The sequence below is a fragment of the Pseudoduganella rhizocola genome, from assembly GCF_045984285.3.
Classification (GTDB): Bacteria; Pseudomonadota; Gammaproteobacteria; order Burkholderiales; family Burkholderiaceae_D; genus Rugamonas.
Map to the genome: position 1 here is coordinate 151,171 of NZ_JBJQIK030000009.1, position 18,619 is coordinate 169,789.

General features: G+C 56.6%; 16 protein-coding genes. 13 read left to right on the top strand and 3 right to left on the bottom strand.

Translation table 11 applies throughout. The annotated features are described in order from the left end of the window. Positions 1–76 precede the first annotated feature (76 nt). The 3 genes from ACJRPG_RS19305 to ACJRPG_RS19315 are packed head-to-tail and all read left to right on the top strand — an operon-like array spanning position 77 to position 6,100. Positions 77–1,228, top strand: a complete 1,152-nt coding sequence (locus tag ACJRPG_RS19305) for a DNA cytosine methyltransferase (protein WP_408001731.1) — start codon at positions 77–79, stop codon at positions 1,226–1,228. Next, positions 1,225–4,188 (top strand): ATP-binding protein, encoded by a 2,964-nt coding sequence (locus ACJRPG_RS19310; protein ID WP_408001732.1) that lies wholly within the window; start codon positions 1,225–1,227, stop codon positions 4,186–4,188. Before ACJRPG_RS19305 ends, ACJRPG_RS19310 begins: the two co-directional genes overlap by 4 nt. After that, positions 4,181–6,100: a response regulator receiver domain gene (locus ACJRPG_RS19315; RefSeq protein WP_408001733.1), complete on the top strand. Its 1,920-nt coding sequence runs from the start codon at positions 4,181–4,183 to the stop codon at positions 6,098–6,100. The genes ACJRPG_RS19310 and ACJRPG_RS19315 overlap by 8 nt, the downstream gene beginning before the upstream one ends. A 309-nt stretch (positions 6,101–6,409) precedes the next feature. Here the strand turns inward: ACJRPG_RS19315 and ACJRPG_RS19320 are convergent, their stop codons facing one another. Genes ACJRPG_RS19320 through ACJRPG_RS19330 form a run of 3 tightly spaced genes read right to left on the bottom strand, consistent with a single transcriptional unit; the run spans position 6,410 to position 7,790 of the window. Further along, positions 6,410–6,724 (bottom strand): HigA family addiction module antitoxin, encoded by a 315-nt coding sequence (locus ACJRPG_RS19320; RefSeq protein WP_408001734.1) that lies wholly within the window; start codon positions 6,722–6,724, stop codon positions 6,410–6,412. 12 nt (positions 6,725–6,736) lie between these two features. Beyond that, entirely contained in the window at positions 6,737–7,015 is a 279-nt protein-coding gene (locus ACJRPG_RS19325) for a type II toxin-antitoxin system RelE/ParE family toxin (protein ID WP_408001735.1), read from the bottom strand. 4 nt (positions 7,016–7,019) lie between these two features. Next, positions 7,020–7,790 carry an MHFG family PEP-CTERM protein gene (locus tag ACJRPG_RS19330; RefSeq protein ID WP_408001736.1) on the bottom strand — a complete coding sequence of 257 codons (771 nt, stop codon included), beginning with the start codon at positions 7,788–7,790 and terminating at the stop codon, positions 7,020–7,022. 282 nt (positions 7,791–8,072) lie between these two features. Here ACJRPG_RS19330 and rpsB point away from each other — a divergent pair, with 282 nt between their 5' ends. From rpsB to ACJRPG_RS19380, 10 genes are all read left to right on the top strand, one after another. After that, positions 8,073–8,825 (top strand): 30S ribosomal protein S2, encoded by a 753-nt coding sequence (gene rpsB / locus ACJRPG_RS19335; protein WP_408001737.1) that lies wholly within the window; start codon positions 8,073–8,075, stop codon positions 8,823–8,825. Between the two features lie 143 nt (positions 8,826–8,968). Next, positions 8,969–9,883, top strand: a complete 915-nt coding sequence (tsf, locus tag ACJRPG_RS19340; protein ID WP_408001738.1) for a translation elongation factor Ts — start codon at positions 8,969–8,971, stop codon at positions 9,881–9,883. Between the two features lie 158 nt (positions 9,884–10,041). Then, positions 10,042–10,758, top strand: a complete 717-nt coding sequence (gene pyrH / locus ACJRPG_RS19345) for a UMP kinase (RefSeq protein ID WP_408001739.1) — start codon at positions 10,042–10,044, stop codon at positions 10,756–10,758. A 31-nt stretch (positions 10,759–10,789) separates the two neighbouring features. Next, positions 10,790–11,350: a ribosome recycling factor gene (frr, locus tag ACJRPG_RS19350; protein WP_408001740.1), complete on the top strand. Its 561-nt coding sequence runs from the start codon at positions 10,790–10,792 to the stop codon at positions 11,348–11,350. A gap of 96 nt (positions 11,351–11,446) precedes the next feature. Continuing rightward, entirely contained in the window at positions 11,447–12,202 is a 756-nt protein-coding gene (gene uppS, locus ACJRPG_RS19355; protein WP_408001741.1) for a polyprenyl diphosphate synthase, read from the top strand. Continuing rightward, the gene (locus ACJRPG_RS19360; RefSeq protein ID WP_408001742.1) at positions 12,202–13,026 is read left to right on the top strand and encodes a phosphatidate cytidylyltransferase; all 825 of its coding nucleotides are present in this window, start codon (positions 12,202–12,204) and stop codon (positions 13,024–13,026) included. The genes uppS and ACJRPG_RS19360 overlap by 1 nt, the downstream gene beginning before the upstream one ends. A 10-nt stretch (positions 13,027–13,036) precedes the next feature. Next, complete coding sequence (gene ispC / locus ACJRPG_RS19365) at positions 13,037–14,320, top strand: 1-deoxy-D-xylulose-5-phosphate reductoisomerase (protein WP_408001743.1); 1,284 nt, start codon at positions 13,037–13,039, stop codon at positions 14,318–14,320. A 4-nt stretch (positions 14,321–14,324) separates the two neighbouring features. Further along, positions 14,325–15,683: an RIP metalloprotease RseP gene (gene rseP, locus ACJRPG_RS19370; RefSeq protein ID WP_408001744.1), complete on the top strand. Its 1,359-nt coding sequence runs from the start codon at positions 14,325–14,327 to the stop codon at positions 15,681–15,683. 52 nt (positions 15,684–15,735) lie between these two features. Then, complete coding sequence (gene bamA, locus ACJRPG_RS19375; protein ID WP_408001745.1) at positions 15,736–18,072, top strand: outer membrane protein assembly factor BamA; 2,337 nt, start codon at positions 15,736–15,738, stop codon at positions 18,070–18,072. A gap of 14 nt (positions 18,073–18,086) precedes the next feature. Further along, positions 18,087–18,608 carry an OmpH/Skp family outer membrane protein gene (locus tag ACJRPG_RS19380; protein ID WP_408001746.1) on the top strand — a complete coding sequence of 174 codons (522 nt, stop codon included), beginning with the start codon at positions 18,087–18,089 and terminating at the stop codon, positions 18,606–18,608. Positions 18,609–18,619 lie beyond the last annotated feature (11 nt).

An 18,619-nucleotide genomic window follows, 5' to 3' on the forward strand; every position in this document is an offset into this window, starting at 1 on the left:
GACCTTAAAAACAATGGCCACTTCAACAAGAGGTTTCCTTGGGATAAAATGCTTGACTTGAATTGGAGAGCATTTTATGGCAGGTAAGCGTAAGCAACGATCACAAAAAAAGAAAAAAGCCGTTGCACCAACTGATAGGAAGCTTCTCAGGAAGCTAACGTGCGTAGATCTCTTCGCCGGGGCAGGTGGCTTTTCATTGGCAGCGCAAAATGTGGGCCTGACCGTCGTCGCTGCTGTTGAATTCAACCCCAAAGCATGTGAGACCTATACGCACAATCTGGTGAAGGATGGCGTCCCCCACCTATACGCTGGCGATATCAAAGAGCTAGATCCCGTTGCAGTCCAGAAGGTTCACTTCGCAGATCACGGGTGCGATCTTCTACTTGGTGGACCGCCATGTCAGGGTTTTTCGGTTCATCGGATCAAAGGCGCCGGGGTGGACGACCCTCGCAACGATCTCATATTGCACTATTTCCAGTTTGTGGCGACGTTGCGCCCCCGCGTTTTTCTGATGGAAAACGTGCCTGGCATTCTATGGGAGCGTCATAAACCATTTTTAGATGAGTTCTATTCTCGCGGACGCCTTGCTGGATATGACCTCCACGACCCAATAGTGATTGACGCAAAAGATTATGGCGTTCCACAAAGGAGGAAACGTGTTTTTGTTTTGGGCGTGCGAATGGATGTCGCAGCTCAATTCACATGGCCGCCAGCCCCTACACATAGTGGTGATGCAGAAGTGACACAAAATCGCCATCTGAAGCCTTGGCGAACGGCAAATGATGTATTCTCCAAAGCTATCAAACGATCAGATCCGAATAACATCCATATGCAGCACACCGCTGAGATTATAGAGGTATTCCGAAATACTCCGCTGAATGGGGGCAGCCGTGCTCAGTCCGGGCGTATTTTAGACTGCCATACTGAACATAACGGACATAAGGATGTGTATGGAAGAATCGACATGCGATTGCCGGGGCCGACGATGACAACGGCATGCATAAATCCCTCCAAGGGAAGATTCGTACATCCTATTGAACATCACGGCATTAGTGTACGGCATGCGGCCCGGTTTCAAACTTTTCCGGATAGCTTCGAATTTTTGGGTGGGCTGACGGCTGCTGGGATGCAGATCGGGAACGCGGTTCCAGTGAAATTGGGTGAAGTGCTTATTAGGGAAATCCAGTCTGCCCTTAGGGCTTACGACGCAGAAGAAGGTCAGCAATGATAGAGAGTATTTCGTTCCAGACTCGAGCTCGAACCATTGATCATTTGGGTCGCGAGCAAATCGCCGATTGTCCCACTGCTATATCAGAGCTCTGGAAAAATGCGTATGACGCATATGCTCGAAATGTTGAGTTGGCACTTTTTGATGGTGAGCCGGCTATTGCCGTGGTGTGTGATGATGGCCACGGTATGAATCTTCAAGAGTTTACGACCCGCTGGTTGGTTGTTGGCACCGAATCAAAAACAAGTAGCACTGTGACCGTTGAGGAGGATAGAAATGGGCTTCCAATACGCACGAAACAGGGGCAAAAAGGCATTGGCCGGTTATCATCTGCCAATCTCGGGCCATTACTTCTTGTGGTCTCTAAGAGGCGGGACAGCAGATTTGTCGCCGCGCTTATCGATTGGCGGATTTTTGAGAATCCATACCTTTACTTAAACGATATTCAAATTCCCGTTGTGGAGTTTGATTTGCAATCCGAGCTCTTTGTCCTCCTCCCCGATTTGTTTGACAGGCTGTTGTCAAATGTATGGGGGCAGAGAGGTGACACACCTTCTGAACGCGATCTCCGTATTGCTGAGGCTTGGCGACAGTTCCACGTGCAGGAGCTAGCGGAAGGTCGCAGCCGCACGACACAGTCGATGATTGAGGAAACAGTCATAAGTACAGCCATCGAGGAGCGGCATCTATCGTCTTGGTCCTTATGGAAAGGGGATTCGGATCAAGGGACAGCAATGCTAGTAGCCGACCTTCAATTTGATTTGATCGCCCAATTTTCTCGGATGGACCCCAAGAAAGACAGTTCGGTACAGCAGGCTCGCGATCTGTTGTTCCAAACACTTTCTAACTTCGCTGATCCCTACCAAACAGACGAGGAAAGAGGGTATAGGTTGAGCGACGGTAGTTTCTCTACTAAGGTTTCGATCTGGGAAGGATACCTCCAGAGAGCATTAATCGAGTCGGCTCCCCCCTTCGCATTAGATGATTTTTATGAATTAGAACACGTGGTTGATGGTGTGATTGATAGCGATGGCATATTCCATGGTCGGGTAAAAGCTTTTGGATCGTGGATCGAAGATGCAGTGGTAATCAAGCCTGCCATCGATGTGCCCATTCGGAAAGATTCGTTCGTTGGACCGTTCGTTATTCGAATTGGAAGCTTCGAGCAGGAGCTTTCGTCAACATCGCATTCGAAAGATCAATATGAGCTCTTGATGGAGCAGGCGGAGAAATATTCGGGTTTATTGGTCTTCCGAAACGGATTACGTGTGCTGCCTTACGGTCGAGAAGGAAATGATTTCTTTAGGATCGAAAATCGTCGTACTAAACATGCTGGGCGCGAATTTTGGGCATTGCGACGTCTATTCGGCAAGGTTGGTATAAGCAAAGAGGTGAACCCAAATTTACGTGATAAAGCTGGTCGCGAAGGTCTAATAGATAATAAGGCGGCAAAAACCTTTCGTGAGTTAGTGGAGAATGTCCTAAAAACAACGGCTAGACAATTTTTTGGGACTAATTCGGCGCTTCGGCAAAAAACTATTCCGGAACGTAAGTCCGAATATGCACGGACAAAAGCTGAGGAAGCGCGAAACAAGCAACGTGTTCAGTTGCGTAAACGTTTCAGAGCGAATTTGGAGAAATTCTCGAGCTCTATCGGGTATGTCTCTCAAAACTTGGAATTAATTAGCACTGCTTTACAAATTGAAGAGCTTGATGAAGCGCGCTTACTTGAGCTGAGGGAGCAGTATCAGGAAAATAAGCGACAGTTCAGAGAGATGTCGTTAGGAGAAGCCCCCCGGAGTTTAGGGGCCCTAGAAACTAAATATTCAGAGTTTCGCGGCCAAGTACGCGCTACAAAAGAATTGCTCGACTCGGTTGATCAGTCACTGGAGTTCGCACTAGAAACACTGAAACCTAAGTCTCCTTATGACATCGCATATTCCGAGCTAAGCGCGAATGCGGCGTTCTTGCATCGACGACTGCGGGCTTGGTATTCAGAGGCTCGGCAGCTTTTGGCCAGCGAGCAGGAGCGTTTAGCGCAATTGCTCGACACGCGAAACAAAGCTTATCACGATGCCACTCTGCCACTACTCGAACAACTGAAGGCAGGGCGGCGGGAGCTTAAGGGCGTATCGAGAGAGTTGGATAACATTCGGGATGAGCAGGACTTTGAAAACTCAGAAACCTTTGAGCCTTATATCTCTGCCTTAACAAGCCTTCGGGAGAGTGTGGACTTATTTGGGTTGGCTCAGTTCGAGCAGGGAATAGCAGATGATCTTCGGGAAGAAGTGGAGAGACTACATAGTCTCGCACAGCTAGGTATCACTGTGGAAATCGTTGGGCATGAAATAGAGGCTCATGAATACAACATAACTAATAATCTAAAAAAGTTCCCTCCTGAAATTGCGTCATCTGACTACTTCAAATCTGTGAAGTTGAGCTATGATGCATTGGTTGATCGTCTGCGATTTTTATCTCCGTTAAAGTTGTCGGGAGATAAAACACGTGTCCAGATCACCGGAACTGCGATTTTCAATTACGTTTCTTCGTTCTTTGCTTCTGATCTCGCAAGTCGTGGCATTTCATTTGTTGCAACTGATCGATTTTTAAAATTTTCGATCTTAGAGCGACCCTCTCGAATTTATCCTGTATTTATCAACCTGGTTAATAATAGTGCTTACTGGGTTACATTCGGAGCCGCAGATAAAAAAATACTTCTTGATGTCGCTGACGGTAAGGTAATTGTTGCGGACAGCGGCCCAGGTGTTGATGTTGAAGACGTGCAACGCTTATTCAGTATATTTTTTACACGTAAAGCACGTGGTGGACGAGGGATTGGTTTATATTTGAGTAGGGTAAATTTGGCGGCAGGCGGTCACGTAATAGGATATTGTGAGGAAAATAAGTTGTTGCCTGGAGCTAATTTTTTTATCGAGTTCAAAGGTGCGCGATATGAATAATGTGGGACATGATGTGAATTTCGTTAACAGTGTTGATGGTGGTCGTCTAATTAATATGTCTAAGCCCGCTGCGTCCTCTAATAACTATCGGCACCTGGTAAGGGAAGCATTTTTAGACTCGATTCGTACTGCTGTGGTAGTTGATGATGAGTTCCCAACCTTGGACGATTTCCTGTCAGATCCCCCGTTGAATGTCGCCAAGGAATCTGCTTCCATGCGATTATGGGAGAAGAAGAATGGACATGTCGGAAAGGTTCGAGAGATTATTCAACTGTGCCGCATGCAGCAACCATATCCATGGATTGTTGATGTGCATGATGGTAAGCGACCGACACTTTCTCAAGAATCAAGCGCGGCGTCACATATGGATCATAGTGATTTATTGATTCTTGATTATCATTTGGATGAGAGCGGAAATGGCGATAGAGCGATTTCTATATTAAAGAACCTGGCCGCGAACTCGCATTTCAATCTGGCTATCGTATATACCCGAAATCGCGATAATCGAGAGCTAAGTCAGACAGTTGATGAGATTGCGGTTGGTCTTACGTTTCCCGAGCATAAAGCACTGGATGGAAAGCATCGTGCTAGTCTAACGAATAAAATAGACGAGTTTTTATCGAATTCGGGAAATGATTTCGAGCAAGTCTTAGAGGTATTCGATACGCTTGCATTTTTAAAAGTTGCAAGTGTCGCGAAGCCGACGTGGGATGCTGTGAAGGATTTCCCTGAATTAGAAGAATTTAAATCCATAGTGGATACCATTCCTCCTGGCTCGGCGCTTAGACCACAAGAGTTTTTCCTTTATTTTTGCGATTCGCGACGGAAACAACTTGAATCTGCGTTGGCATCGCAAAACTATGGAAAGGTCCATATGCATCGCGGTAGTGACGGTGTGAATTGGATTAGAACCGACTCTTTGTTTGTTACCGTTGTGTCTAAAGAGCACGCCGCATCGAGTTTGGTTGAGAAACTTTTGGACGCGCTTGAGGCATGGAATCCTCCGCCACATAGGTTGTTGCTGTCGAAAATGCGCAATGAGTTGGCGCGTCATGGGGTAATTGCAGAGGGGAGAGTTCTTTCAAACGAACACTTGCAAAGTGGATGGCTGCGTGAGCTAACGGAGCCAGATAAGCTCAAATTGCGCACTAACGTGCGCGCAGGTGTGGCGCGCCAGTGGGACAGCTTGGGTGGGAAGATCGAGCAGCCCCTCGTTGAGTTCGCGGAGAAGCTCGTCGCTAACTTGGGGGGCGTGGGTGAGGAGGTTTTCAAACGGTTCGGGTTGGAGAAAGTCGCTAGAGAGCAGCACGAGGTCTATCTTCAACTGAACTCATATGCTTGCAGCAAATCGGTTGAAGGGCATCATCTCTTTACTGGTCATGTGCTACGTATAGGGAAAGGAGGAGATACGCAGCACTGGCTTTGTTTGACACCCGCATGTGATCTCGAACCCGGGCAAAAGGGGGATCGTGGATGGGCTAGACGGCTTGGAGACTGGCTGCCTTTTAAAGCTGTTCGGTTATATAAGGCTGACTCCGCCCACGCGTTAAGCGAAGCAACTCGTGGCTTTCATTTGTTTCTTCGACTTGATGGGGCCATTCAAGCCTTCGGATTTGCGGATTCCAATCAAAACGTTTTTGACAATGCACCAGCTTTAGCATGGGAGCAGTTCTTTGCATCAAATCAAGGTAACTTCGACGGCGAAAAAAATACACTGCGCATCGCCTCGATAGGGGATGGTACGGGACCACTTCCGAAAGAAAAAGACGCCGAAGTTGTTGCTCAACTTCGCTATGAGTATGCAATTAATTTAATTCAGCGATTGGGCGCGCACCTTGCACGAGTAGGGTTGGACTTTCACGGGTATGCACCACCAAAGGAATCTGTGCCACCTGCGACAGAATCAGTTTAGTTTTCGGGCGCATTCTGATCGGTGCGGGCATAGTCTTTCAGAAAGGCGCGAATTTTTGGTGGTGCAGTAGGGAGCTAGCGACCGTGGTTAGGGGAGAGGGCAGTGATGTCGGACTGGCTCCACCTTCTGGACCACGGGTGACGCGGCAGATGTTGGCGCAAGCTTTGGGAATTAGACAGCAGTCCGCCAACGTTGTGTGCCAAGGCTGGGGTTCTCAATGCCGCGACTGGCGAAGGGACGCATCTGGTGCGCCGCGAAACAGATGCCTATGATCTGAAGAGGGTGAATCTGGGTGCAGCACGACGCTTTTTATTTGAATGGGAGCGTTGGTGAAATGAGTGCTTTTACGTCGCCGATAGCCTGCGATGCCGTCATTTCAGCAATTCTGAGCGAATACATGCTCTGCAGGTTCATCCAGAATTCAGCCGATGTTCCAAATGCTTTCGCCAATCGCAGTGCAGTTGCTGCATCAATGTCACGTTTTTGTTGGGCGAGTTCGCTCACCTCTTTGAGTGGCCTATTCAGCGCTGCCGCTAACTGATCGATAGTGAGCGAGAGCGGATTGAGAAATTCTTCGCTCAACACCTCACCAGGGTGTACCGGCCTCATTCCGTTCTTGAACATGATAAAACTCATTCAGTGATAGTTGCAGATCTCGACTTCTGCGGGACCATTTTCGGTCCATCGGAAACAGATTCTCCACTTGTCGTTGATTCTGATGCTGTGCTGGCCGTTTCGATTTCCGGTCGGTGGTTCCAGCCGATTGCCTAATGGAAGCCGAAGGTCGATCAAATGACGTGCTGAGTTCAGCGCATATAGTTTGCGCATTGCTTGTGCCGTAATCGCTTGCCATTTTGCGATCCGTTTCCCTTCGTAGAAGCTCCTGGTGGTGTTGTCTGCGAAGGATTGGATCATGATCTCATTTTCTTCGGCGCTTAGTAAGAAGTAGGACAGCAAGCCCGCCAAAGAGTTCGATCCACATGTAAGGCTCGGGGATGGGGCTGGTGGGAATCGGGGATTCGCGGCCGGGGCTAGGTGGGCCGGGCGGGGCGAACGGGACCAGGCCGGTTGGCTGGTATGGGGCGAAGTTGGTCGCGCTGGCGGAGCGGTAGGGGGCGCCGTAGCTTTCGGCGATGGGGAAGTAGGGGGCTGCTGCGGGTGGCGGTAGCTCGGGTTCTTCTTCGCCGGAGGGGCCGGAGACGTCGTAGATCGGGGTTTGCGGTGGCGGGGCGGGGAGCAGGCGGCCGCGGTTGGGGTAGAGGGAGCCGATCAGCGGGCCGGCGCCGCCTTCGGGGCGGCGGGTGATGCGGCTGATGTTGCCGCAGACTTTGGGGATCAGCACGCAGTGGTCGCCCGCGCAGTACACCGAGCCCGGTTCGCGGTGCTCGATCTTCCATTTCGTCCGGCTGGTGCTGCGGCAGACCTGGTTGGCGCCGAAGTGCATGTCCTTGATTTCGGGATAGTACTGGCGCATCTTGCCGCTGATGCCGTTGCGGCTGATCGTCACTGTGTCGTCGGACCGGTCGGATTTAATCTTTGAGATCAATGTCTTGCGGTGCTCAGCCGGTATGTCCTTGTAGTGGGCGAGGGCGGCTTCGGGCGTCCCCGTGTAAGGATTGTGCCCGGGTTGGTCCCAGGAGCAGGTTTGGGCGATGGCGGCGGCAGCGGCGACGGCAAGAAGTGTGCTCATGATGATTTCCTCACGGCATTAAAATTATAAAAAAGACATGTCTTTAAATCACTATAGTCTTTTAAGAAATTTTTGCTGTGAAATCGCGCACCGTGCGCTTGCGTTACTGCAGAGTTCCGGCGACTTGCCGGGAGGCTGGTTTTCAGAGTACAATCGCTGGTTGCTCGGATAGGTGTCCGGGCAATGCAGTAAATTTCTATTTGTTAATAAACTCGAATCCTCTCTACAAGGGTGCCCGCAAGGGTGACTGAGTGGATTCCAGACCCAACCCTGGAGTTAATAATGTCTGTAACGATGCGTGAAATGCTGGAAGCCGGCGTCCACTTCGGTCACCAAACCCGTTTCTGGAACCCAAAGATGGCTCCGTTCATCTTCGGCCACCGCAACAAGATTCACATCATCAACCTGGAAAAAACCCTGGGCATGTACCAGGAAGCGATGAAGACCGTGCGTCAGATCGCCGCTAACCGTGGCACCATCCTGCTGGTTGGTACCAAGCGTCAAGCGCGTGACATCATCGCTGCTGAAGCTCAACGCGCAGGCGTGCCTTATGTTGACCAGCGCTGGCTGGGCGGCATGCTGACCAACTTCAAGACCATCAAGACCTCGATCAAGCGCCTGAAAGACATGGAAGCCGCCATCGAAGACGGTTCCGTCGAGAAGCTGTCGAAGAAAGAAGCCCTGCTGTTCCGCCGCGAACTGGAAAAGCTGCAGAAATCCATCGGCGGTATCAAGGATATGGGCGGCGTGCCGGACGCAATCTTCGTGGTTGACGTTGGCTACCACAAAGGCGCGATCACCGAAGCTCAGAAACTGGGCATCCCGGTCATCGGCGTGGTGGATACCAACCACTCCCCAGAAGGCGTGACCCACATTATCCCTGGTAACGACGACTCTTCCAAAGCGATCACCCTGTACGCCCGCGGCGTGGCAGACGCGATCCTGGAAGGCCGCGCGAACGCCTCCACCGAAGTCCTGGAATCCATCAAGGCTGCCAGCGGCGACGAGTTCGTGGAAGTGAACGAACAGGCTTAATAAGCCGTGCCCGCTGCAAGGCGGGCCTCAGCATTGGAAAAGGGGTGGCATCAGCTCCCCCTTTTTTTTAACGAAAACGTCCGGATGAGCTGGCAGCCGCAAGGCGCCGCCCCGGTCCGAATCACCGAATACAGGAGAATTACATGGCAGCAATTACCGCAGCAATGGTCGGCGAACTGCGCGCGAAGACCGACGCCCCAATGATGGAATGCAAAAAAGCCCTGACCGAAGCCGATGGCGATATGGGCAAGGCAGAAGAGATTCTGCGCGTTAAGCTGGGCGGCAAGGCTGCTAAAGCTTCCGCACGTATCACCGCTGAAGGCGTGGTGTCCGCATTCATCGCCGGCAACGTGGGCGCGCTGGTGGAAGTGAACTCCGAAACCGACTTCGTGGCCAAGAACGACGACTTCCTGGCGCTGGCACAGACCGCTGCCCGCCTGGCTGCTGAAAAGAACCCGGCCGACGTGGCTGCCCTGCTGGCCCTGGATACCGGCAACGGCCAGACCCTGGAAGAAGTGCGCTCGGCACTGGTTGGCAAGATCGGCGAAAACATGTCGATCCGTCGCTTCCAGCGTTTCGAAACCAGCGCCAAGCTGGCTTCCTACCTGCACGGCACCCGTATCGGCGTGATGGTTGAGTTCGAAGGCGCGGATGACCAGGTTGGTAAAGACGTGGCGATGCACATCGCTGCAATGAAGCCGGTTGCTCTGTCGTCCGAGCAAGTGCCTGCTGACCTGATCGAGAAAGAGCGTTCGGTTGCTCAAGCTAAAGCTGACGAAGATGCGGCCAAAGCTGCTGCCGAAGGCAAGCCAGCCCAGTCGCCGGAAATCGTGGCCAAGCGTCTGGAAGGTTCCGTGCAGAAGTACCTGAAGGAAGTGTCGCTGCTGAACCAGGCTTTCGTGAAGAACGACAAGCAGACCATCGAACAGATGCTGAAGGCCAACGGCGCGTCCGTGAAGGCATTCACCATGTACGTGGTGGGCGAGGGCATCGAGAAGAAGGTAGACGACTTCGCAGCGGAAGTTGCAGCCCAGATGGCTGCCTCCAAAGGAGCGTAAATAAGAAACGGGCCGCGAGGCCCGTTTTTTTAAGCCTGTGGCCTGCCGCAGGCTTAAAAAAGTATTAAAGCGTTACATGTTTTTTCCGGGCGATGGTGGTAATCCGATATCATTCGCCCGGAGTCTCACCGAATCAATTTAAATAGGAGCCCCACCTCATGACAAAACCAGCCTACAAGCGCGTACTCCTCAAATTGTCCGGTGAAGCCCTGATGGGTGACGATCCTTACGGCATCAACCGTGCCACGATCGAGCGGACGGTGGCCGATGTGGCCGAGGTTGCCAAGCTGGGCGTGGAACTGGCAGTCGTGATCGGCGGCGGCAATATCTTCCGTGGCGTGGCGCCCGGCGCGCAGGGCATGGACCGTGCCACGGCCGACTATATGGGCATGCTGGCCACCGTCATGAATGCGCTGGCCCTGGCCGACGCCATGAAGCATGTGGGCGTGACCGCGCGCGTGATGTCCGCCATCGGCATCGAGCAGGTGGTGGAGCCTTATGTGCGCCCGAAAGCGCTGCAGTACCTGGAAGAAGGCAAGGTGGTGATCTTCGCCGCCGGTACCGGCAATCCTTTCTTCACCACCGATACCGCAGCGGCTCTGCGCGGTTCGGAAATTTCGGCCGAAGTGGTGCTGAAGGCCACCAAGGTCGATGGCGTTTATACTGCCGATCCGAAGAAGGATTCGAACGCCACGCTGTTCAATACCATCAGTTTCGATGAGGCCATTGCAAAGCACCTGCAAGTGATGGATGCTACCGCCTTCGCGCTGTGCCGCGACCAGAAACTGCCGATCAAGGTGTTCTCCATCACCAAGCCCGGCGCGCTGATGCGCGTGATTATGGGCGAGGAAGAGGGTACACTGGTTCACGTTTAAAATAATTATCTCAAGTAACAGGAGAGCAGCAATGTCCATCGCTGACATCAAAAAGAACGCACAAGACAAAATGAACAAGTCGCTGGAGACGCTGAAGAGCGATCTGGCCAAGGTGCGTACCGGCCGTGCCCACACCGGCATCCTGGACCATGTGATGGTCGAGTACTACGGCAACCCAACCCCGATTAACCAGGTAGCCAACCTGACCCTGGTGGATGCGCGCACCATCGGCGTGCAGCCGTTCGAGAAGAAGATGGCTGCCGCCATCGAGAAGGCTATCCGCGAAGCCGACCTGGGCCTGAACCCGTCCTCGCAAGGCGAGCAGATCCGCGTGCCGACCCCGCCGCTGACCGAAGAGCGCCGCAAGGAAATGGTGAAGCTGTGCAAGTCGGAAGCGGAAGACGCGAAGATTGCCGTGCGTAACATCCGCCGTGATGCCAATGAACAGCTGAAGAAGCTGGTCAAGGACAAGTCGATCTCGGAAGACGAAGAGCGCCGCGCACAGGATGACGTGCAGAAGCTGACCGACAAGGCCATCGCCGACATCGACAAGATCGTCGCCGAAAAAGAAAAAGAAGTTCTGACCGTCTAAGCAATTTCGTCATTCCCGCGCAGGCGGGAATCCAGGGGAGCATCACTGAACTCCTGGATTCCCGCCTTCGCGGGAATGACACTTTGGAACCTGCTGATGAAATATACGAGTTCGACGACGGCAGTGCCGGATGCGCCCAAGGTGCCGCGCCATGTGGCGATCATCATGGACGGCAACGGCCGCTGGGCGACCAAGCGCTTCCTGCCGCGCGTTGCGGGCCATGTGAAGGGCGTTGAGGCCGTGCGCGCCGTGGTGGAAGCCTGCGCGCGGCGCGGCATCGAATACCTCACCGTGTTCGCCTTCAGCTCGGAGAACTGGCGCCGTCCGGAAGAGGAAGTGTCGCTGCTGATGCGCCTTTTCGTTACCGCGCTGGAACGCGAAGTGTCGAAGATGCACGCCAACGATATCCGCCTGAAAGTGGTGGGCGACCTCACGCGCTTCGAGCCCAAGCTGCAGGAAATGATCGCCGCCGCCGAGCGCAAAACCGCCAACAACACCCGCATGACCGTGACCGTGTGCGCCAACTACGGCGGGCGCTGGGATATCATGCAGGCAGTCAGCAAGATGGTGGCCACGCACCCGGGCGCAACCGATTTCACGGAAGAGCAGCTGGCGCCGCACCTTTCCATGGCCTATGCGCCCGAGCCGGACCTCTTCATCCGCACCGGCGGTGAGGAACGCATCTCCAATTTCCTGCTGTGGCAGCTCGCCTATACCGAGCTGTACTTCACGGACACGTACTGGCCCGATTTCACCGCCGAGCGGCTGGATGAAGCCATCGAGTCCTACCAGAACCGGGAACGCCGCTTCGGCCGTACCGGCGATCAACTGGCCGAGAAAACGACGAACTGATGCTGAAAACCCGAGTCATTACCGCTGTCGTGCTGCTGGTGCTCCTGCTGGGCGTGCTGTTCTCAGGCTCCTACCCGGCGGTGGCCGTGGTGGTGACTGTGTTCTTCGGCGCTGCCGTGTGGGAAGCCTTCCGCCTCTTCAAGAACAAGGCGGCCGTGGTGGTGGCTGCGTTCTGGGCCGCAGCCTTCGCCTATACCTTCTTCTTCAACAACGGCCTGTCGCAGGCCAAGCTGTGGCTGATGCTCGGCGTGGCCATCTGGCTGCTGCGCTTCACGCCTTCGCTGAAGCTGGGCCTGCCTGCGACGGAAGGCTTCGGCAACGTCATGCTGAGCATGGTGTACGCCGTGACGCTGGTGGCCTGCTTCGTGGCCATCCTGGTGCTGTTTAAGGTGTCGCCGGTGTTCCTGCTGTCGGCCATGGCGATTGTGTGGGTGGCCGATATCGGCGCCTACTTCGCCGGCAAGGCCTTCGGCAAGCGCAAGCTGGCGCCGACTATTTCGCCGGGCAAGTCCTGGGAAGGCGCCATTGGCGGCTGGATCGCCGTGCTGGTGCTGGCCTCGGCCTCCATCCTGGCGGCGGGCGGCGTGCCGCTGCTGGACCAGACCTTTGCCGTCGCCCTGGTGGCGAAGCACGGCTGGGTGTTGACCCTGCTGATTCTCACCGTGCTGGTGGCTGCTTCCGTCGTGGGCGACCTGTTCGAGTCCCAGCTCAAACGCCGCGCGGGCATGAAGGACAGCAGCAACCTGCTGCCGGGCCATGGCGGCGTGCTGGACCGGATCGACGCGCTGGTGCCGGTGCTGCCGATCGCCGCACTGCTGCTGTAAAAGGATTCTCATGCAACGCATTACCATTCTCGGCGCTACCGGGTCCATCGGCGTTTCCACGCTGGACGTGATCGCGCGCCATCCCGAGCGCTATTCCGTATATGCCCTGAGCGCGCACAGCCGCGTGGAAGAGCTGGCCGCGCAATGCAGGCAGTTCCGCCCGGCGCGCGCCGTGGTGGGTTCGGCTGCTGCCGCCGACCAGCTGGCCGCGCTGCTGCGCGCCATGGGGCTGGATACGCAGGTGGAGTGGGGCGAGGAAGCGCTGTGCTCGATTTCCTCCTCGGGCGACACCGATGCCGTGATGGCCGCCATTGTCGGCGCGGCTGGCCTGGCGCCAACGCTTGCCGCCGCGCGCGCCGGCAAGAAGGTGCTGCTGGCGAACAAGGAAGCGCTGGTGATGTCCGGCCAGCTGTTCATGGACGCGGTGCAGGAAAACGGCGCCACGCTGCTGCCAATTGACAGCGAGCACAATGCCGTGTTCCAGTGCCTGCCGGCGAACTACGGCCGTGTGCCCGGCCGCGCGGGCGTTACCAAGATCCTGCTGACCGCATCCGGCGGCCCCTTCCTGAAGCGGGCTGTGGAAACGCTGGAGCACGTGACGCCGGACGAAGCCTGCAAGCACCCCAAATGGGTCATGGGCCGCAAGATTTCGGTCGATTCGGCCACCATGATGAACAAGGGGCTGGAAGTGATCGAGGCGCACTGGCTGTTCGGCGCACCGGCGGAGCAGATCGAAGTTGTGATCCACCCGCAATCGGTGGTGCACTCGATGGTGTCCTACAACGACGGTTCGGTGCTCGCGGAGCTGGGCAATCCCGACATGCGCACCCCGATCGCGCACGCGCTGGCCTATCCCGAGCGCGTGGCCTCGGGCGTAGCCCAGCTCGACCTCACGCAGGTGGGCACGCTGCAGTTCGAAAAACCCGATTTCGCCCGCTTCCCCTGCCTGGCGCTGGCCTACGACGCCCTGCGCGCCGGCGGCACCGCCCCGGCGCTGTTAAATGCCGCCAACGAAGTGGCGGTGCAAGCCTTCCTCGACCAGCGCATCGGCTTCCGCCAGATCGACCGCGTGATCGCCGCCGTGATGGATAAATTGCCGCACGGCGCCGCCACCAGCATCGAAGCCGTCATGGCGCAAGACGCCCTGGCCCGCGCCGCAGCAGCCGAGCTCGTGTCCACCCTGGGGTCAGGCACCAAAGTGGACACGGCCTCGGCCTTACCAGCGACCACACCTGAGCTTGTGTCCACCTTGGTGCCTGACCCCAGGGTGGACACGAAGTCAGCTGTAGCTTGATGCGATGAGCTTGCTGCAGACATTGCTGGCGTTTTTGGGGGCGATCGGTACGCTGGTCGTCATTCATGAGCTCGGCCATTATCTCGTGGCGCGCTGGTGCGGCGTGAAGGTGCTGCGCTTCTCGGTCGGCATGGGCAAGGTGGTGTGGATGCGCCGTTTCGGGCCGGACCAGACCGAGTGGGCGCTGTCCGTGCTGCCGCTCGGCGGCTACGTCAAGATGCTCGATGGCCGCGAGGCCGATGTCTCGAAGCTCCCGCCGGAAGAGCTGAAGCGCGAGTTCACCCGCCAGAATGTGTGGAAACGCATCGCCATCGTGGCCGCCGGCCCGCTCGCGAACTTCCTGCTCGCCATCGTGCTGTATGCCGCACTGTTCATGAATGGCGTGCAGGAGGTGTCCAGCCGTATCGCGGAGCCGGATCCCGGTTCGGCCGCCGAACGCGCAGGCCTGGACGCGGGCGATGTCGTCACCGCCATCAACGGCGAGGCCGTCGCCGGCTGGTCGGACCTGCGCTGGCGCCTGATCGAGGCCACGCTGGATAAACAGCCGGCCCAAGTCACCGTGCGCCGGGACGGGCGCGGCGAATTCACCTTCGTGCTGCCCGCCGCTTCCTTCGACCGGCTGGATATTGAACAGGATGTGCCCGGCGCCCTCGGCTTCGCCATCTCGCTGCCGCCGCCGGTGCTGAACAAGGTCACGCCAGGCGGCCCCGGCGCCGCTGCCGGCCTGCAGGCCGGCGACCAGGTTACGCATGTGGACGGGAAGCTGATGCGCGACAGCGCGGCCTTCCTGCACGCCGTGCGCGGTGCCCCCGGCCGCAGCCTGCAGCTGGACGTGCTGCGCAAGGGCACCCCCATCGCGCTCACCATCACGCCGCACGCCGAACAGCAAAAAACGGGTAAAGACTCTGTAACAATCGGTAAGATCCAGGTCGAGCTGGCCGGGCAGCCCGATATGATCGTTGTGGCCACCGGCCCGGTGGAGTCGGTGCAGAAGGCCGTGAAAAAGGTCTGGGACACCAGCGTGCTCACCGTGCAGATGTTCGGCCGCATGATCATGGGCGAGGTCTCGTGGAAGAATGTGACGGGCCCGATCACCATTGCCGACTATGCCGGCCAGACCGCCCGGGTGGGACTTGCGAGCTATTTAAGCTTCATTGCCTTCATCAGCATCAGTATCGGGGTACTTAATTTACTGCCAATTCCTGTTCTGGATGGTGGGCATTTGCTGTATTATTCGCTGGAAGTTTTGACTGGGCGCCCGGTGCCGGAGCGTTTTGGAGAGATTGCGCAGCGCCTGGGCGTTGGCTTGTTAGTGACCTTGATGGCGCTGGCTGTGTTCAACGACGTCGTGCGGCTCTTGTAAGCCCGCGGCGCGCGCATGTGTAGTCCTGTGATTTAAGCCATTGATTTTGCCAATGAAATTATATTCTGACCGCTTTGCCTTGCCTTCCTTTCGCCGCAGTCTGATTGGCGCCGCCGTCCTGGCGGTGTGCACCGGCCAAGCCATGGCCGCCGCTCCCTTTGTCGTCAAGGACATTCGCGTAGAAGGCATTCAGCGTACCGAAGCGGGCACCGTGTTCACCTACCTGCCAGTGCGCGTGGGCGAAACCTTCAGCGACGACAAGAGCGTGGCCACCATCAAGGCGCTGTATGCCACCGGCATCTTCAAGGACGTGCGCCTGGAGAAGGATGGCGATGTGCTGGTGGTGATCGTCGAGGAGCGTCCCGCGATCGCCAAGGTGGAATTCACCGGCACCAAGGAATTCGAGAAAGACCTGCTGGTCAAGGCGCTGAAAGACATCGGCGTGGGCGAGGCCAAGACCTTCGACAAGGCTACCGTGGATCGCGCCGAGCAGGAGCTCAAGCGCCAGTACCTGTCGCACGGCCTGTATGGCGTTAAAGTCACCACCACCGTGACCCCGCTGGAGCGCAACCGCGTGTCCATCGACTTCAAGGTGGACGAGGGCGAGATCGCCCGCATCAAACAGATCAACATCGTCGGTAACAAGGCCTTCAAGGACAAGGAGCTGCGCGACCAGCTCACGCTGAACACGAGCGGCTGGTTCAGCTGGTATACCAAGGCTGACCAGTATTCCAAGACCAAGCTGACCGGCGACCTGGAAGCGCTGCGCTCCTTCTACCTGGACCGCGGCTATGTGGAGATGAACGTGGAATCGACCCAGGTGTCGATTACCCCGGACAAGAAGGACATCTACCTCACCATCAATATCACCGAAGGCGAGAAGTACACCGTCAAGGACTTCAAGTTCGAAGGCGAGATGTTCGGCCGCGAAGACGAGTTGCGCCAGCTGGTGCTGCTACGTTCCGGCCAGACCTATTCCGGGGCTGCACTGACCGCGACCAACAAGCTGATTACCGAGCGCCTCGGCACTTTCGGCTACGCCTTCGCCAACGTGAACGCCAACCCCGAGATCGACCGCGACAAGCGCGAAGTGTCCTTCACCTTCATGATCGATCCGGGCAAGCGCGCCTATGTGCGCCACATGACTATCAGCGGCAACACCACCACCCGCGATGAAGTGATCCGACGCGAGTTCCGCCAGTTCGAATCGAGCTGGTACGACGCGAACAAGATCAAGCTCTCGCGCGACCGCGTGGACCGCCTGGGCTACTTCAAGGAAGTGACCATCGATACGCCGGAAGCGCAAGGCACTTCGGACCAGGTGGACGTGAACCTGTCCGTGATCGAGAAACCGACCGGTAACTTCCAGATCGGCGGCGCGTTCTCGCAGGCCGAGAAGTTCTCGCTGTCGGCATCGATCCAGCAGGCCAACTTCGCCGGTTCGGGCAATACCGTCGGCATCGACCTGAACACGTCCAAATACAGCCGCACCATCGCCTTCTCGCATACCAATCCGTACTACACGGACGACGGCGTGTCGCGCGGCTTCGAAGTCTACCTGCGTACCTTCAAACCGCCGGCGATCAATATCGGCGCCTACACCATCAAGCAGACCGGTGGCCGCGTGAGCTGGGGTGTGCCGTTCTCCGAGATCGACACCGTGTTCTTCGGTATCGGCCTGGAGCGCTCGGAAGTCGAAACCGACCAGACCAGCCCGACCTTCTACAAGCAGTACGTGATCGACCAGGGCGGTCCTGCCAACGGTATCGGCTCGGTGACGTCGAATTCCGTGCCGCTGACGGTGGCCTGGGGCCGCGACAGCCGCGACAGCGCGCTGACCCCAACCCTGGGCCGCTACCAGCGCGCCAACCTGGAGCTGGACATCGTCGGCGACTCGAAGTACTACCGCGCGGTGTATGAACACCAGTGGTACAAGCCGCTCACCAGCAGCATCACGCTGGCCCTGAAGGGCGAGTTCGATTACGGCCACGGCATCGGCTCCAAGCCATACCCGGTGTTCAAGAACTTCTACGCCGGCGGCATCGGGTCCGTGCGCGGCTACTACGGCTCCTCGCTGGGCGTGGTGGACCCGGTCAACCTGGACGCGCTGGGCGGCGCATCGCGCATGATCGGCAATGCCGAACTGCAGATGCCATTCCCCGGCCAGGGCAAGGACCGCAGCCTGCGCTGGTTCGGCTTCCTGGACGGCGGCCAGGTTTACCGCGAAGGCGAAAAGATGCGCCTGTCCGAGCTGCGCTTCTCGACTGGCCTGGGCATCAGCTGGATTTCCCCGGTGGGCCCGCTCAAGTTGAGTTATGCTAAGCCTTTGAACGCCAAATATGGCGACCGCCTGGAACGCTTCCAGTTCCAGATGGGCACCGGCTTCTGATATAGGAGAACGCTTTGAAGACCGCATCTGCTACGCTGGGCAAATTTGCTGCAGTCCTGGCGCTCGGCTGGCTTACGCTGGCGCCGGTGCATGCCCAGAACTCGTCGCGCATCGCATGGTTCAGCCCTGAGCGCATCTATAACGAGTCGAAGATGGCCAAGCTGGCAGGCGACAAGCTGGCCGAAGAATTTTCCAAACGCCAGAAGGCCGTGGAAGACCTGGCGACCCGCCTGAAAGAGGCTTCGCAAAAGTTCGAGAAGGAAGCCCTGTCGCTGCCGGAAGCAGAGCGCTTCAAGCGCCAGCGCGAAGTGGTGGAGCTGGACAAGGAATTCCAGCGCCGCCAGCGCGAGTTCCGCGAGGACCTCGCGCAGCGTACCAACGAAGAGCGCGCCGTCATCGCCGAGAAGGCGACCAACATCATCAAACAGCTCGCGCAGACGGAAGGTTTCGACGTCGTGCTGCAGGATGCGGTATGGGTCAACCCGCGCATCGACATCACCGACAAGGTCCTGGCCGCGCTGGACAAGGGCAAATAACAAGGATTGGA

Coding starts and splice junctions, on each gene's coding strand:
- ACJRPG_RS19330 (WP_408001736.1), bottom strand. CDS start 7,790: ATGAGCACACTTCTTGCCGTCGCCGCTGCCGCCGCCATCGCCCAAACC.
- ACJRPG_RS19305 (WP_408001731.1), top strand. CDS start 77: ATGGCAGGTAAGCGTAAGCAACGATCACAAAAAAAGAAAAAAGCCGTT.
- ACJRPG_RS19325 (WP_408001735.1), bottom strand. CDS start 7,015: ATGATCCAATCCTTCGCAGACAACACCACCAGGAGCTTCTACGAAGGG.
- pyrH (WP_408001739.1), top strand. CDS start 10,042: ATGACAAAACCAGCCTACAAGCGCGTACTCCTCAAATTGTCCGGTGAA.
- ACJRPG_RS19320 (WP_408001734.1), bottom strand. CDS start 6,724: ATGTTCAAGAACGGAATGAGGCCGGTACACCCTGGTGAGGTGTTGAGC.
- rpsB (WP_408001737.1), top strand. CDS start 8,073: ATGTCTGTAACGATGCGTGAAATGCTGGAAGCCGGCGTCCACTTCGGT.
- ACJRPG_RS19310 (WP_408001732.1), top strand. CDS start 1,225: ATGATAGAGAGTATTTCGTTCCAGACTCGAGCTCGAACCATTGATCAT.
- rseP (WP_408001744.1), top strand. CDS start 14,325: ATGAGCTTGCTGCAGACATTGCTGGCGTTTTTGGGGGCGATCGGTACG.
- tsf (WP_408001738.1), top strand. CDS start 8,969: ATGGCAGCAATTACCGCAGCAATGGTCGGCGAACTGCGCGCGAAGACC.
- frr (WP_408001740.1), top strand. CDS start 10,790: ATGTCCATCGCTGACATCAAAAAGAACGCACAAGACAAAATGAACAAG.
- ispC (WP_408001743.1), top strand. CDS start 13,037: ATGCAACGCATTACCATTCTCGGCGCTACCGGGTCCATCGGCGTTTCC.
- ACJRPG_RS19360 (WP_408001742.1), top strand. CDS start 12,202: ATGCTGAAAACCCGAGTCATTACCGCTGTCGTGCTGCTGGTGCTCCTG.
- uppS (WP_408001741.1), top strand. CDS start 11,447: ATGAAATATACGAGTTCGACGACGGCAGTGCCGGATGCGCCCAAGGTG.
- ACJRPG_RS19315 (WP_408001733.1), top strand. CDS start 4,181: ATGAATAATGTGGGACATGATGTGAATTTCGTTAACAGTGTTGATGGT.
- bamA (WP_408001745.1), top strand. CDS start 15,736: ATGAAATTATATTCTGACCGCTTTGCCTTGCCTTCCTTTCGCCGCAGT.